This window comes from Celeribacter persicus, assembly GCF_003050785.1.
Lineage (GTDB): Bacteria > Pseudomonadota > Alphaproteobacteria > Rhodobacterales > Rhodobacteraceae > Celeribacter > Celeribacter persicus.
In genome coordinates, this window is the sequence record NZ_QAOH01000004.1 from 201,646 (window position 1) to 215,731 (window position 14,086).

Annotated in this window: 13 protein-coding genes; 3 read left to right on the forward strand and 10 right to left on the reverse strand. The window is 60.6% G+C overall.

Features of this window, described 5'->3' with window-relative positions; translation table 11 throughout:
- Positions 1-38 precede the first annotated feature (38 nt).
- Both yajC and C8N42_RS07315 read right to left on the reverse strand, forming a co-directional pair.
- Entirely contained in the window at positions 39-365 is a 327-nt protein-coding gene (gene yajC, locus C8N42_RS07310) for a preprotein translocase subunit YajC (RefSeq protein WP_107815894.1), read from the reverse strand.
- A 149-nt stretch (positions 366-514) separates the two neighbouring features.
- A complete protein-coding gene (locus tag C8N42_RS07315) occupies positions 515-913 on the reverse strand; it encodes a VOC family protein (protein WP_107815896.1) in 399 nt (132 codons plus the stop codon).
- Between the two features lie 150 nt (positions 914-1,063).
- On the opposite strand from C8N42_RS07315, the gene serS reads away from it, so the two are divergent.
- Together serS and C8N42_RS07325 are read left to right on the forward strand one after the other, a co-directional pair.
- Positions 1,064-2,356, forward strand: coding sequence for a serine--tRNA ligase (gene serS / locus C8N42_RS07320; protein ID WP_107815902.1), 1,293 nt, complete (start codon positions 1,064-1,066; stop codon positions 2,354-2,356).
- A gap of 88 nt (positions 2,357-2,444) precedes the next feature.
- Positions 2,445-3,158 carry a hypothetical protein gene (locus C8N42_RS07325; RefSeq protein WP_245889988.1) on the forward strand — a complete coding sequence of 238 codons (714 nt, stop codon included), beginning with the start codon at positions 2,445-2,447 and terminating at the stop codon, positions 3,156-3,158.
- Here the strand turns inward: C8N42_RS07325 and C8N42_RS07330 are convergent.
- From C8N42_RS07330 to uvrA, 3 genes are read right to left on the reverse strand one after another with little or no spacing between them, the layout of a single operon-like run.
- On the reverse strand, positions 3,133-4,035 hold the full coding sequence (locus C8N42_RS07330; protein ID WP_107815906.1) for a patatin-like phospholipase family protein: 903 nt from the start codon (positions 4,033-4,035) through the stop codon (positions 3,133-3,135). The two genes, C8N42_RS07325 and C8N42_RS07330, sit on opposite strands and share 26 nt — an antisense overlap.
- Positions 4,036-4,047: 12 nt before the next feature.
- Complete coding sequence (locus C8N42_RS07335) at positions 4,048-4,458, reverse strand: NUDIX hydrolase (RefSeq protein ID WP_107815908.1); 411 nt, start codon at positions 4,456-4,458, stop codon at positions 4,048-4,050.
- Positions 4,451-7,309 (reverse strand): excinuclease ABC subunit UvrA, encoded by a 2,859-nt coding sequence (gene uvrA, locus C8N42_RS07340; RefSeq protein ID WP_107815910.1) that lies wholly within the window; start codon positions 7,307-7,309, stop codon positions 4,451-4,453. The genes C8N42_RS07335 and uvrA overlap by 8 nt, the downstream gene beginning before the upstream one ends.
- Before the next feature lie 228 nt (positions 7,310-7,537).
- Between uvrA and C8N42_RS07345 the strand changes: the two genes are divergently transcribed.
- Entirely contained in the window at positions 7,538-7,897 is a 360-nt protein-coding gene (locus tag C8N42_RS07345; protein ID WP_107815912.1) for a rhodanese-like domain-containing protein, read from the forward strand.
- Positions 7,898-7,970: 73 nt separating this feature from the next.
- Here C8N42_RS07345 and C8N42_RS07350 read toward each other — a convergent pair whose 3' ends face one another.
- From C8N42_RS07350 to queA, 5 genes are all read right to left on the reverse strand, one after another.
- Complete coding sequence (locus C8N42_RS07350) at positions 7,971-8,936, reverse strand: LysR family transcriptional regulator (protein ID WP_107815914.1); 966 nt, start codon at positions 8,934-8,936, stop codon at positions 7,971-7,973.
- A gap of 133 nt (positions 8,937-9,069) precedes the next feature.
- On the reverse strand, positions 9,070-10,467 hold the full coding sequence (gene lpdA, locus C8N42_RS07355; protein WP_107815916.1) for a dihydrolipoyl dehydrogenase: 1,398 nt from the start codon (positions 10,465-10,467) through the stop codon (positions 9,070-9,072).
- A 203-nt stretch (positions 10,468-10,670) separates the two neighbouring features.
- Positions 10,671-11,297: a DUF924 family protein gene (locus C8N42_RS07360; RefSeq protein WP_107815918.1), complete on the reverse strand. Its 627-nt coding sequence runs from the start codon at positions 11,295-11,297 to the stop codon at positions 10,671-10,673.
- A 114-nt stretch (positions 11,298-11,411) separates the two neighbouring features.
- The gene (locus tag C8N42_RS07365; protein WP_107815919.1) at positions 11,412-12,674 is read right to left on the reverse strand and encodes an MFS transporter; all 1,263 of its coding nucleotides are present in this window, start codon (positions 12,672-12,674) and stop codon (positions 11,412-11,414) included.
- 161 nt (positions 12,675-12,835) lie between these two features.
- Positions 12,836-13,897: a tRNA preQ1(34) S-adenosylmethionine ribosyltransferase-isomerase QueA gene (gene queA, locus C8N42_RS07370; RefSeq protein ID WP_107815920.1), complete on the reverse strand. Its 1,062-nt coding sequence runs from the start codon at positions 13,895-13,897 to the stop codon at positions 12,836-12,838.
- Positions 13,898-14,086: the final 189 nt, after the last annotated feature.

A 14,086-nucleotide genomic window follows, 5' to 3' on the forward strand; every position in this document is an offset into this window, starting at 1 on the left:
CGCACGGGCGGCGGGCCTTGGAAGTTTGCGCTCGGGGATCAGGCGTCCGCGGCAGGTTCGGTTTTCGAGACCACAGCGCTCAGCGTGGCTTTCTGCACCTTCACCTTCACGCCCTCGGCGATCTCGACCTCGACGAAACCGTCTTCGCGTACCTTGGTGACCTTGCCCATGATACCGCCGGCGGTCACGACCTCATCGCCACGGCGCACGGCTTCGATCATCGCCTTGTGCTCTTTCATCTTCTTCTGCTGCGGGCGGATCATCAGGAAATACATGATCGCGAAGATCAGGATCAGCGGCAGGAAAGACATCACCGGGTTGGGGGCGGCACCTGCGGCCTGCGCATAGGCGGGGGTCACGAACATCTGTTGATCCTTTGTGTCTCTTGTTTGTCTCTGGGTCGGGATGGGCATCGCCACCCCATGAAAGTCGCCGCGCACCCTATAGACGGGATTTGGCCTTGTCCAGCGGGCCCCGCCCCGTTGTTTCGATGGGTCACGCGCTCGTTAGAGGGTTATTTGAACCGCCCGCCGCGCTGGATCACTTCGATCTTGTAGCCGTCCGGGTCGGTGATGAAAAAGAACTTCGCCACGCGTGTGCCTGCCGGGGCGAAATCGACGATCTTACCGGGGGAAAGACCTTCCGCCTCCATACGGGCATGTTCGGCGTCAAGGTCCTCGACCGACACCGCAAAATGCCCGTAACCATTGCCGAGATCGTAAGGCTCCGTGGTGCCCTTGTTGATCGTCAGTTCCAGCTCGAACTCGGAGAGCGGGTTCGACATATAAATCAAAGCGAAATCGGGGAAATCGAGCTTTTCTGCCACTGTGAGCCCGAAAGCCGCCTCATAGAACGCGACCGAGCGCGCCTCGTCGAGCACGCGGATACAGGAGTGAATGGCTTTGGCTGGCATATGTCCCTCATCATCTGTTTCCCGTTAGATGTGCCCAAAGCGCCGCAAGAGCAAGAGGCCAAGGTGGATTAACCCAAATCCCCCTTCCCTCCTTCCTTCCCCTGTTGCATAACCGCGCCGAGTTCAACCCAAACCCCGAGGACCCAACCGATGCATGACATCAAGGCCATTCGCGAAAACCCCGAAGCGTTCGACGTCGCCATGGCGCGCAGAGGGTTGTCCGGGGTGTCTGCCGGATTGCTGGCTCTCGATGCCGACCGCCGCGCGAAAATTGCCGCCGCCGAAGAGGCCAAAGCCGAACAGAACAAAGCTTCGAAAGAGGTCGGTGCCGCCAAGGCCCGTGGCGACGAGGCCGAGTTCGAGCGGGTGCGTGCACTGGTCTCAGAGAAAAAGGCCGAAATCGCCCGTCTGAACGACGAGGCGAAGGAAGAAGATGCGCGCCTCAACGATATGCTGATGGCACTGCCGAACGTGCTTTACGATGACGTGCCGGTCGGCGCGGACGAGAACGACAACGTGGAAATCCACCGTTGGGGCACGCCCGCCAGTTTCGATTTTACGCCGAAGGAGCATTATGAGCTCGAAGGCGTTAAGTCGGGTATGGATTTCGAGGCGGGAGCCAAGATCTCCGGGGCGCGTTTCGTCGTGCTCAAGGGCGCGGTCGCGCGCATCCACCGGGCGCTCGCGCAATTCATGCTCGACACCCATGTCGACCAGCACGGTCTGACCGAGGCGATTACCCCGGTGATGGTCCGCGAAGAGATGATGTATGGCACAGGTCAGCTGCCGAAATTCGGCGAGGACAGCTACAAGACCACCAATGGCTGGTGGCTGATCCCGACCGCCGAAGTGACGCTGACGAACCTCGTCAATGGTGAGACAATCGACGAAGCCGCCCTGCCGATGCGCTACGCCGCCCATACCCAGTGTTTCCGTTCCGAGGCAGGAAGCGCGGGCCGTGATACCTCCGGCATGCTGCGTCAGCACCAGTTCGAAAAGGTCGAAATGGTCTCTATCGTCCACCCGAATGAGAGCGAAGCCGAACACGCCCGCATGACCGAGCAGGCCCAGAACATTCTCGAAGCGCTGAACCTGCCCTACCGCACCGTCAAACTCTGCGACGGAGATATGGGGTTCGGCATGAAGCGCACCCATGACATCGAGGTCTGGCTGCCGGGTCAGGACAAATATCGCGAAATCTCCTCGGTCTCGACCGCAGGCGATTACCAGGCCCGCCGCATGAACGCCCGGTTCAAACCGAAGGACGGCGGCAAGCCGGAGTTCGTCCATACGCTGAACGGCTCGGGCCTCGCGGTCGGGCGCTGCCTCATCGCGGTGCTGGAGAACGGCCAGAACGCGGACGGTTCCGTCACCCTGCCGGACGTCCTGTCGCGCTACCTGAACGGCAAGCTGACACTGACCGCCGAGGGACAGCTCATCTAAGTTTCCTTTGCTCCGGAAAATACTTGGAAAACGGCGCCCTTTCCGGCGCCGTTTATCGTTCTATATCAGGGTTATGGATACATATCGCATGATCGCCGTTTTTCACTTCGCCGCAGCCCTGGCCTTTGCCATTGCCGGCCCCCTTCTCGCCCCCGATTTTCGCGGCTACGATCCGAACGCCTTCCCGATTCCGCAAGGCGATGCACCCGTGGGTCCCGTAGGGTATGCCTTTTCGATCTGGGGCGTGATCTACATCTGGCTGATCGTCTCAGCAGGTGTCGGACTGTTCAAACGGTCTGATGCGCCCGACTGGGCCCCGATGCGCCCGCCACTGATCGCAGCGCTTGTGATCGGCACCCCATGGCTCAGCGTCGCGGTGATGAACCCGGTGATCGCCACCGTAATGATCTTTCTCATGCTCGCTCTGGCGATGGTCGCCATGAAACGCGCCCCCATACTCGACCCGTGGCTCGCCCGCGCCCCCACCGCGCTCTTCGCAGGTTGGCTCACGGCGGCCTCCTTTGCTTCGCTGGGTTATGTCGGTGCGGGATATGGCGTTGTGTTCGATGCTGTCGGCTGGGCATATCTCTGCCTCATCGGCGCGCTGGCCGTTGCGATCTATGGCACACGCCTGCGCCCCGACGCGCCACTTTATCCCTTCGGCACTGCCTGGGCGCTGATCGCCATCGTCGTCAGGAACTGGGGCAGCGCATGGGGTGTCGCGACGCTTGCGGGGCTTGGCGCGGTCCTCCTTCTGGGGCTGAGCGCAAGGGCCTTCAGCCCACAGAACACACCCGCCTGAGCAGGGTCTCATGGTCGCGGACCATACGAAACCCATCCGTGATCGCCTTTTTCGCCTCGTGGAAATCCAGCACCGTCATCTCCGACAATTCCGCCGAGAGCAGCACCTGCGGCGGCTCGCCCGCCATGCGCGCACGGCGGATATGGTCGGTCATGATGTCGATCGAGGTGGACAGCACATCGAGATAACCCGGCGCGGGCGGCATGTCCGGCGTCGGGAGTGTCGGCCATAGCCCCCTGAACGCCTCCGGCAAACGCGCCTGAAAGGCGGTCAGCCCGGCGCTTGGGCGTCGCACCTCCGGTGCCTGCCAGAGCGTTCCGTCGAGCCGTGCGTTCGGGTTCACCGCAATCACCACATCCGCTCCCATGGCGCGCGCCAGAGACACCGGCACCGGGTTCACCATCCCCCCGTCCAGAAGCCATTTGCCTTGATGATAGAGCGGTGAAATGACGCCCGGCATCGCCGCAGAAGCCCGCACCGCCAGATCGAGCGGCCCGTCGCGCAGCCAGACCTCGCGCCCGGTTTCCAGATCGGTCGCAACAGCGGCAAAGGGGTGCTCAAGCTCTTCAATGCGCTTCGGAAGGCCAAGCCTTTCGATCAGCGTCATGATTTCGCGCGCCTCGACCAGACCGCCTCCCGAAAAGCGCAGATCGACGAGGGACAGGAACGAACGCCGGGTGATCGCCCGTGCCCAGAGTTCCAGCGCATCGAGCCGCCCCCCCGCATAAGCCGCACCAACGAGCGCCCCCATGGAACAGCCCGCAATGACATCCGGGCGGATGCCGATTTCCGCAAGCCCCCGCAACACGCCGATGTGACAAAACCCGCGTGCCCCACCAGAACCGAGAGCCAATCCGATTTTCAGGCGTCTGGACATGCGATGTCTCCCTCAGCCGAGCGCAGCCTTCGCGACTCGGGTGACATTTTGGGACAAAGGACGGTCAGTCGTCAAAAGGTCCTCATAGCGCATCCAATCGACCGCCGCGGCATCATCCGCGGCAACCGGTTCCCCCGCGATGTAGCGACAGGACACCGCCACGAGCAGGAAATGATGCGCGACCCGATCCCCTTCGCGAAAAATCAGTTCGACATGATCAATCACCGCACCCGCCTCCGCGATGACGCCGGTTTCTTCCTCAAGCTCCCGCGCGGCGGCCTCGGCCAGCGTTTCGCCGAATTCGACATGCCCGCCGGGAAAGCCCCATGTGCCGCGCGCGGGATCCTTTCCGCGTTCGACCATGAGAAACTTTCCGTCTCTCTGGCAGACGGCCAGAACGGCAAGTTTCGGCTGCTCACCCATGACGGGCCTTCGCGCGTTCGAGAAGCGGTTTGAGATAGCGCCCGGTGTGCGAGGCCGCGACCTCCGCCACCTCTTCGGGCGTGCCGGTGGCCACGATCCGCCCGCCGCCATCACCGCCCTCGGGTCCGATGTCGATGATATGATCGGCGGTCTTGATCACGTCGAGATTATGCTCGATCACCACGACCGTGTTGCCCTGATCCACCAGCTCGTGCAGCACTTCGAGAAGTTTACGCACATCTTCGAAATGCAGCCCCGTGGTCGGCTCATCAAGGATATAGAGCGTCCGCCCCGTCGAACGTTTCGACAGTTCCTTCGAAAGCTTCACCCGCTGCGCCTCGCCACCCGACAGCGTCGTCGCCTGTTGCCCGACCTTGATATAACCAAGCCCCACCCGCATCAGCGCGTCCATTTTCTCGCGGATCGAAGGCACGGCCTTGAAGAACTCCTGCGCGTCCTCGACGGTCATATCCAAGACGTCAGCAATCGACTTTCCCTTGAATTCGATCTCAAGCGTTTCGCGGTTGTAGCGCTTGCCATGACAGGTCTCGCATTCGACGTAAACGTCTGGCAGGAAATGCATTTCGATCTTGATCACCCCATCGCCCTGACAGGCTTCGCAGCGCCCGCCCTTGACGTTGAAGGAGAACCGCCCCGGTTTGTATCCGCGCGCTTTCGCCTCCGGAAGACCCGCGAACCAGTCCCGGATCGGGGTGAAGGCCCCGGTATAGGTGGCGGGGTTCGAGCGCGGCGTGCGGCCGATGGGACGCTGGTCGATGTCGATTACCTTGTCGAGATGCTCGAAGCCCTTGATGGTCTCACAAGGTGCGGGCGTCTCCCGCGCGCCGTTCAGTTTCATCGCCGCGTTCTTGTAGAGCGTCTCGATGGTGAGCGTCGATTTCCCGCCGCCCGACACGCCGGTGACCGCCACGAATTTGCCAAGCGGGAACTCGGCGGTCACCTCCTTGAGGTTGTTGCCGGTCGCCTTCACCACCTTGAGCGTCTTGCCATTGCCCTCGCGCCGCGCGGGCGGCACGACGATCTCACGCGTGCCGACAAGATACTGCCCGGTGATCGAGGCCGGGTCTTTCTCGATCTCCTCCGGTGTGCCCTTGGCGACGACGACACCGCCATGAACGCCCGCGCCGGGACCGAGGTCGAAAACGTAATCGGCCTCGCGGATCATATCCTCGTCATGCTCGACCACGATCACCGTATTGCCCTGATCGCGCAGGTTCTTGAGCGTGCCGATGAGCCGGTCGTTGTCGCGCTGGTGCAACCCGATGGAGGGTTCGTCGAGCACGTAAAGCACACCCTGAAGCCCGGAACCGATCTGCGACGCGAGGCGAATACGCTGGCTCTCCCCGCCCGACAGCGTACCAGCGTTGCGGCTCATGGTGAGGTATTCGAGGCCGACGTTGTTCAAGAACCCAAGCCGTTCGCGGATTTCCTTGACGATGGCGCGGGCAATCTCCTGTTTCTGCGGCGAGAGCGTGTCCATAACGCCAAGGGTCCACGTATAGGCTTCCTTGATCGACTTTTCGACCACCTGCCCGACATGCAGCCCCGCAATCTTGACCGCCAAAGCCTCGTCCCGAAGACGATAACCGTGGCAATGTCCGCAGGGCCGGTTGTTCTGATAGCGCTCGAATTCCTCGCGCACCCAGTTGCTGTCGGTCTCGCGATAGCGCCGCTCCATATTGGGGATCACCCCCTCGAAGCTGCGTTCGATCTCATAGACCCGCCCGCCATCGTCATAGCGGAATTTGATCTCTTCCTCACCGGAGCCATAGAGAAAGACTTTCTGGATTTTCGGGTCGATGTTCTTCCACGGTGTCGAGGGTTTGAACCCGTAATGTTTCGCAAGCGCTTCAATGGTTTGCAAAAAATAGGGCGTCTTGCCTTTGCGCCAGGGCGCAATCGCCCCATCGGCGATTTTCAAGGCCGCATCGGGCACCACGAGACGTTCGTCGAAGAACAGCTCAACCCCCAGCCCGTCGCAATGCGGACAGGCCCCGAAGGGCGCGTTGAAGGAGAAGAGCCGCGGTTCGATCTCCGGGATAGTGAAACCCGAGACGGGACAGGCGAAATTCTCGGAAAAGGTGATGCGCTCCGGGTCGCCCTCTTTCGGCGCGGTCTCCAGAATGGCGATCCCGTCGGCGAGATCGAGCGCTGTACGCAAACTGTCCGCCAGACGTGTTTCCAACCCCTCGCGCACCACGAGGCGATCCACCACCACGTCGATATTATGGCGGAATTTCTTGTCCAGAGTGGGCGGCTCATCGAGTTCATAAAACGCCCCATCGACTTTCACCCGTTGGAAGCCCTGCTTCCGAAGCTCCAGAAATTCCTTGCGATATTCGCCCTTCCGATCCCGCACGATGGGCGCCAGAAGATAGGCGCGCGTGCCCTCCTCCATCCGCATGGTGATATCCACCATGTCCTGCACCTGCTGCGCTTCAATGGGCAGGCCGGTTGCAGGCGAATATGGCGTCCCGGCGCGGGCGAACAGAAGGCGCAGGTAATCGTAAATCTCCGTCACCGTACCGACGGTGGAACGCGGGTTCTTGGACGTTGTCTTTTGCTCGATGGAAATCGCGGGAGACAGGCCCGAAATGTGATCCACATCCGGCTTACCCATCATGTCGAGGAACTGGCGCGCATAGGCCGACAGGCTCTCGACATAGCGCCGCTGCCCCTCCGCATAGATCGTATCAAAAGCGAGCGACGACTTGCCGGACCCCGAAAGGCCGGTGATCACCACAAGCTCGTCGCGTGGGATGTCCACATCCACATTCTTGAGATTGTGCTCGCGCGCACCGCGCACTTCGATGAATTTCAACTCGGCCATAGGGCACCCCACTCGGATTCTGCCCTCATATCTAGTGGAGCCTTGCGTCCGATCCAACAGGAAATTGAGAACATAACAAGAACTGGCATTCCCTTTGCCCGGTTTTTCACCGATCGCAACTTTGGGACAGGGCTGCTTCCCTTTTCGGTGATTTCATCACAGACGCCCCATTGACCTCTGACTAGAAGAGGCGCAATCAACAAGAAATGACTGCAAGGGTAAGCTGAAATGTTTGGATTGTTTGGCGGCGGCTCGAAAATCTCCGTCGAAGAGGTCAAGGCCGGGATGGCGAAGGGCACCACCGTGCTCGTGGACGTGCGTGACGGCATGGAACTGCATATGTCCGGCACGGCGAAAGGCGCGCTGCACATTCCGTTACAGGAGCTCAAGGAGAAATGCGATCCGAATTCCCCCTCCTGCCTGCCCGAGATGAAGGACACCAAGACCACGAAAGTACTCTATTGCGCCTCGGGTGCGCGGTCTGCGGGCGGTGTGCGCCTCTTGAAATCGCTCGGGCATGAGGATGTGCAGAACCTCGGCGGTCTGCACAACTGGGTTTCCGGTGGTGGCGAGTTGCACAACGTCTGAAACGCCCCGATCGGAACGACAAAAGCGGCCCTTGCGAGGCCGCTTTTTCATGTGGTCCACCTGATATCTGGCCTCACTCCACGGTTTCGGACAGCGTGCCTTCGAGCTTGGCGCCATCCGCACGGGTCGCAGTGTTGGCGGAGGCCTTGTCCGGCCCCATGTAGAGCGCGCGACGCGCGGTGAACCGCCCGGCGATGAAACGCATGAACTCGGTCACACGCGGCACATGGCGCAGGTCCGGGTGGGTCAGCACCCAGATCGGGGTGTGATCGCTCAAAGGCAGCCCCGGCACGCGTTCCAGATGTGGGTCACAGGAGCCGAGAAGATGCGAGGTGCGCACCATCCCCATCCCCTGCCGCGCCAGTGACATGGCCGAAACCATGTCATCGGTCTTGAGCGCAGCCCGCGCCGGTGGCAGATCGGAGAACAGCCCCGCAGGTGCCGAATTCACCCAAGTCGAAAAGGCGATATAAGGTAGCGGCGTCTCCGTGTCCTGCCGCTCGATCATCGGTCTGTATTGCTCGATGAAGGCTTTCGAGGCGAACCAGCCCGCGCGCTGCGGTGTGACCATCCGACCCCAGAGGCTTTCCTCCGGCGATTGCGTCACCCGGATCGCCACATCGGCCTCGCGCCGGTGCAGGTTCAGAACCTCGGTCGCGCCCAGCAGATGAATGTCGATCCCCGGATGCAGCGCCTTGAATTCCTTGATATCTTCGGCGAAGTGATCCTCCGCCATCAGGGGCGGAATGGTAATCTTCAACTCGCCTTCCTCGGTCTCGTCCCGCGCAGCCAATGCCATGTCGAGCGCCACCATGCGCGCTTCGACCTCTTCGGCATGGGCAATGGCGACCTGCCCCGCCTCCGTCGGTTGAAGCCCGGACGCGAGCCGGGTGAAGAAGCGCACGCCCGCGGCATCCTCCGCCTTGGCGAGTTGCCGCGATACGGTGGCATGGTTCACACCAAGGATGCGCGCGGCCCCTGAAAGGCCGCCCTCACGTGCCACCGCGAGAATATATCGAAGAGAATCCCAATCCGTCATGCAGGTCAGATTACATGTCCTTCATTTCTGCACAAGAGGGGCGCATATAATATCACCCATCACATATGTTGATGGGTGATTGCGCCAGCTTGTGCGGAAAAGCGGTCCGCTTACCCCTTTGTCTTCGGCACGCTCAGATATGAAGCGCGCGCCCATAGGCGGCGAGCACCGCCTCGTGCATCATTTCCGACATGGTCGGATGCGGGAAGACGGTCTCCATCAGGTCCTCTTCCGTGGTCTCAAGCTGGCGCGCGATGACATAGCCCTGGATCATCTCGGTAACCTCGGCGCCCACCATATGCGCCCCCAGAAGCTCTCCGGTCTTGGCGTCGAACACGGTTTTCACAAGGCCCTCGGCCTCGCCCATCGCAACGGCTTTGCCGTTGCCGATAAAGGGAAATTTCCCGACCTTGACCTCATACCCTGCCTCTTTCGCCTTATCCTCGCTCAGCCCCACGGAGGCCACTTGCGGATGGCAATAGGTGCAGCCGGCGATGGAGTTCGGCTTGATCGGATGCGGGTGTTTCCCGGCAATCAGCTCGGCCACCATGACGCCCTCGTGGCTGGCCTTATGCGCAAGCCAGGGCGCGCCCGCGATGTCGCCGATGGCATAAAGCCCTTCGACACCGGTGCGGCAATATTCGTCCGTTATCACATGGGTGCGGTCGATTTTCACGCCCGCCTCTTCGAGCCCAAGCCCTTCGACATTGCCGACGATCCCCACGGCAGAAATCACCGTGTCGAATTCCATTTTCTCGGTCTTGCCGCCCATTTCGATATGCGCGACCACACCCTTGCCCAGCGTGCGGTCGAGTTGCTTGACCATCGCCTTTTGCAGGATTTTCATGCCCTGCTTTTCGAACTGTTTCTTGGCGAAGGCGGAAATGTCTTTGTCTTCAACCGGCAAGACGCGGTCCATCACCTCGACCACCGTCGTATCCGCGCCGAGCGTGTTGTAGAAGGAGGCAAATTCGATGCCGATTGCGCCCGATCCGATGACAAGAAGCTTCTTCGGCATCCGCACCGGCATCAAAGCATGGCGGTAGGTCCAGACCAGATCGCCATCGGCCTCAAGCCCCGGCAGTTCGCGCGCCCGTGCGCCGGTGGCAACGATGATGTTCTTCGCCGTGAGCGTCTCGGTGCCCTTCCCTGTTTTCACCTCGACCTTGCCTTTGCCAGCAAGCTTCGCTTCGCCCATGATCGAAGTCACCTTGTTCTTTTTGAACAGGGCCTTGATCCCGCCATTCATCTGCGCCGCCACACCGCGCGAGCGTTTGACGATGGCGTCGAGATCGAACCCCGGCTTTTCCACCGACAGGCCGAATTCCTTGGCGCGATGCATGGTATGGAACACTTCCGCCGAGCGCAAAAGCGCCTTGGTCGGGATGCAGCCCCAGTTCAGGCAGATGCCTCCGAGGTTTTCGCGCTCCACACAGGCGACCTTGAGGCCCAACTGTGCGGCACGGATGGCGGCAACGTAACCGCCGGGGCCTGCGCCGATGACCACAAGGTCGAAAGATGTGTCAGACATGAGGAATCCTCCCGAAACCAGATTAAAGCGTTCCGCCACATCCATCAAACCGGCAGGCGTTACAATTTAGTTTGACGCTAAACTATCTGGGAAGTCGGGGCAACGACCGGCTGCGCTCATCCGGCGAAAGGCTGCATCCCACTCAATGCATAGCTTGAGCGAGAAATGCATAACTTGAAATTTTCCCTTGATAAATCAAGAGGTCAAGCGACCAGAGGCTCCATCTCACGCAGCAGGGCCGGATAACCGCCGCGTGTCATGAACGCCAGTTCGCTTTCCGTCGAAGCCCGCGACAGTGCCTCGTTGCGATACGGGAAACGTCCGAACAGGCGGATCACCTCGCGATGCACACGGGCATGGAGCAGGTTGCTCTCTTCACCCTTGAGCCGCTCGAACATCAGCCGCACGCACCGCTCCTGATCCGTCAGGCATTCGGAATGCATCAGCGGTAGGTAAAAGAATTGCCGCGCCGGGGCGTCGATCTTCATATCCCAGCCCTTGTCCAACGCCGCCTTGGCCGCCGCCAACGCCATCCGATCAGAAGCAAAGGCTTTGCCCGACCCACGGAACATGTTGCGCGACATCTGATCGTTCAGAATGATATAGGCCAGCGCACCCGACGGGTAGGTCAGCCAGAGAGAATAAGCCCCCTCCTGTGCCTTTTCCCAAGTGACGAGGAAGTCATCGCGAATCCTTTGATCGAGTGCATCATCCACCCGATACCAATCTGCAGGTGTCAGATCATCGAGCCAGAAGGCCAGAATCTGTTCCGGGGTTTTCTCTTCGCCCCTGATTTCGGTGCCTTTGATTTCGGTCCCTGAGTGCGCCATCAGCCTCGCTCCTTTCGACGGCCTGCTTTTACCAAACCGTTACAAAACCCGAACCTCAAAGCAAGTTCATTATCACCGACACGGCGTCACTTTGCCAAATGTTGCCCACGGGCATCAGGACACCATGACATCCGACGCATCTTCGGCCCGCTCGATCGCCACTTCCTGAGCCACCTCGGCAGCGACCGGGGTTGTCGAGGGCATCACCGGCACATAGCTCGCGCTGTCCTCGACGGAGATAGGGGCCCGCCGCGTCATCCGCCAAAGCGCATAAAGCGCCACGCCGCCCATCAGCACGATCTGGAACAGCCAATACCCCCGTGGGCCGGTGATGCTCATCAACCAACCGGCGATCAGCGGCCCGCCCACGGCGCCAACCCCGTTGATAAAGATCAGCCCACCGGAAGAGGCCGCCATGTCTTCAGGCGCGAGATAGTCGTTGGTATGGGCGATCAACAGGGAATAGAGCGGGCTCGACATCCCCCCGGCAATGAACCCCGCAACCAGAGCCAGCATGTAACTGCCTGCAAACAAGGCCCCCAGCACACAGGCCAGCGCGCCCACCCCTGCGGCTGCAAAGATCACCTTGCGCCGGTCGGAGTGATCCGACAGCCAGCCGATCGGCAGCTGGAACACCAGTGCGCCGAGGTAAATGGCCGCGACGAAAATCGAAATTTGCGTCAGGGAAAACGCCGCCTGCCCGCCATAGACCGCCGCCATAGCCATTTGCGAGGCAAAAACGCCGCCCATCAGGAACATGCCGACACAGCCCAGTGGCGAGGCTTTGAAAAGCTGGCGCAGGGTCATCGGCTTGGTGGTTTCGAAAGCGGGTGTGGGTGCGACCGACAGAAGGATCGGAGCGAAGGAAATCGACACCAGCACCGAAGGGATAATGAAGAGGACAAAGCCGGAGGGATCGCCTTGTGCCAGAATCCATTGCGCGAGAATGATGCCCAAGGTCTGCACCAGCATGTAGGCGGAAAGCACCTTGCCGCGCATCTCGTTGGTGGTCGCGTTGTTGAGCCAGCTTTCGGCGGTCACATAGACGCCGGAAAAACAGAACCCAAGGCCCACACGCAGCAGGGTCCAGACCCAGGGGTTCGCCACCACCGGAAACAGGATCAGAGCTGCGGAGATGAAGGAGGCCAGCGCCGCGAAGACCCGCACATGGCCGACGCGCCGGATCAGCAGCGGCGCCACCTGAGACCCGCCGAGGAAGCCCGCGAAATATCCGGACATGACGATGGAAATCTCCAGCGTCGAAAAACCTTCAGCCACGCCCCGCACACCGAGCAGCGTGCCCTGAAGCCCGTTGCCGATCATCAGAAGGAGAATACCGAGCAACAGCGAGGAGGTATTGGCAAGAACGTAACGCATGGGAAGAAGCCTAGGGGGATTCGGAATTGGGGGAAACCGGTTGGCGCAAAGACCCGATATGTCCGCCCCTGCCCGGATCGTGTTCGTTTTCGCGTTAAGGTTAATCAGATTAAGGTTAACGCTTTAAGAAGGTGTATGGTGACAAGTTGAGCCGCCCCACCTCACGGCTCCTGCGGCAACAGAAGCGACGCATCGCCATAGGAGAAAAAGCGATAGCGCTCCGCCACGGCATGATCGTAAACCTGCATCATCCGCTCCCGCCCCATCATGGCCGAGACCAGCATCATCAGCGTCGATTTCGGCAGGTGGAAATTGGTCATCAACGCATCCGCGATGCGGAACTCATAGCCCGGCTTGATGAAAATATCGGTTTCGCCCAGAAAGGGTGCGATCACACCGGGCGCAGGGGCAGCGCTCTCAATGAGCCGCAGAGCCGTGGTGCCCACCGGGATCACCCGGCCCCCACGTTGCTTCGTGGTGTTGATCTCGATCGCAGCGCCTTCGGAAACCTCGCCCCATTCGGAATGCATCTTATGCTGCGAGACATCGTCCACCTTGACCGGCAAAAACGTCCCCGCGCCGACATGCAGGGTCACATAGGTGAACTCGACGCCTTTCTCGGAGAGCGCTTTCAAAAGCGGCTCGTCGAAATGCAGCGAGGCGGTAGGGGCGGCCACAGCGCCGAGGTTCTTCGCCCAGACGGTCTGGTAATCGGCCTTATCCTGCTGATCGGCCTTGCGTTTGGCCTCGATATAGGGCGGCAACGGCATCGAACCCGCCGCGTTCAGCGCCCGGTCGAAGTCCTCTCCCGTGAGGTTGAACGCGACCAGCGCCTCACCCTCTTCTTTTGCGACCAAAGTGGCGGAAAGGTCATCGGAGAATTTCACCTCCTCGCCTTCCCTGATCTTTTTCAAAGGCTTGATCAACGCCTTCCACTGTCCCGGCACCGATTGCGGCTCCAGAAGCGTGAGTTCAATCTTCGCCTCCTGATACCCCTGTGCCGTGTCCCGTCCCCGCTTGCCGGTGAGCCGTGCGGGCAGCACCCTGGTGTCATTGAGCACCAACCGATCACCGGGCCGGAACCAGTCCAGAAGATCGGTCACATGCCTGTCCACGATCCGCGTCGGCGTCGCCACCAGCAAACGCGCCGAGGAGCGCGGCTTGGCCGGACGGGTGGCGATCAACCCCTCGGGCAGATCGAAATCGAAATCAGAGAGTTTCATAAAGGGTCTTTATATCCGGGTATCTGACGTTCAAGTGTATGCCTCTCCGTCTCATCAGGCATCGGGAGAAAAACACTCACAATGTCCTCCTGCCATACGCGTTTCAGAAATGAAACCATGACCTGACCCGATATCGAAACCTGCAACAGGCTCATTTAATCGACAATGTCAGTCGCAAAAGCAGGCATC

What these genes read in the sequence shown, in the direction of transcription:
- yajC (WP_107815894.1), bottom strand. Translation starts at nt 365, where the DNA reads ATGTTCGTGACCCCCGCCTATGCGCAGGCCGCAGGTGCCGCCCCCAAC.
- C8N42_RS07315 (WP_107815896.1), bottom strand. Translation starts at nt 913, where the DNA reads ATGCCAGCCAAAGCCATTCACTCCTGTATCCGCGTGCTCGACGAGGCG.
- serS (WP_107815902.1), top strand. Translation starts at nt 1,064, where the DNA reads ATGCATGACATCAAGGCCATTCGCGAAAACCCCGAAGCGTTCGACGTC.
- C8N42_RS07325 (WP_245889988.1), top strand. Translation starts at nt 2,445, where the DNA reads ATGATCGCCGTTTTTCACTTCGCCGCAGCCCTGGCCTTTGCCATTGCC.
- C8N42_RS07330 (WP_107815906.1), bottom strand. Translation starts at nt 4,035, where the DNA reads ATGTCCAGACGCCTGAAAATCGGATTGGCTCTCGGTTCTGGTGGGGCA.
- C8N42_RS07335 (WP_107815908.1), bottom strand. Translation starts at nt 4,458, where the DNA reads ATGGGTGAGCAGCCGAAACTTGCCGTTCTGGCCGTCTGCCAGAGAGAC.
- uvrA (WP_107815910.1), bottom strand. Translation starts at nt 7,309, where the DNA reads ATGGCCGAGTTGAAATTCATCGAAGTGCGCGGTGCGCGCGAGCACAAT.
- C8N42_RS07345 (WP_107815912.1), top strand. Translation starts at nt 7,538, where the DNA reads ATGTTTGGATTGTTTGGCGGCGGCTCGAAAATCTCCGTCGAAGAGGTC.
- C8N42_RS07350 (WP_107815914.1), bottom strand. Translation starts at nt 8,936, where the DNA reads ATGACGGATTGGGATTCTCTTCGATATATTCTCGCGGTGGCACGTGAG.
- lpdA (WP_107815916.1), bottom strand. Translation starts at nt 10,467, where the DNA reads ATGTCTGACACATCTTTCGACCTTGTGGTCATCGGCGCAGGCCCCGGC.
- C8N42_RS07360 (WP_107815918.1), bottom strand. Translation starts at nt 11,297, where the DNA reads ATGGCGCACTCAGGGACCGAAATCAAAGGCACCGAAATCAGGGGCGAA.
- C8N42_RS07365 (WP_107815919.1), bottom strand. Translation starts at nt 12,674, where the DNA reads ATGCGTTACGTTCTTGCCAATACCTCCTCGCTGTTGCTCGGTATTCTC.
- queA (WP_107815920.1), bottom strand. Translation starts at nt 13,897, where the DNA reads ATGAAACTCTCTGATTTCGATTTCGATCTGCCCGAGGGGTTGATCGCC.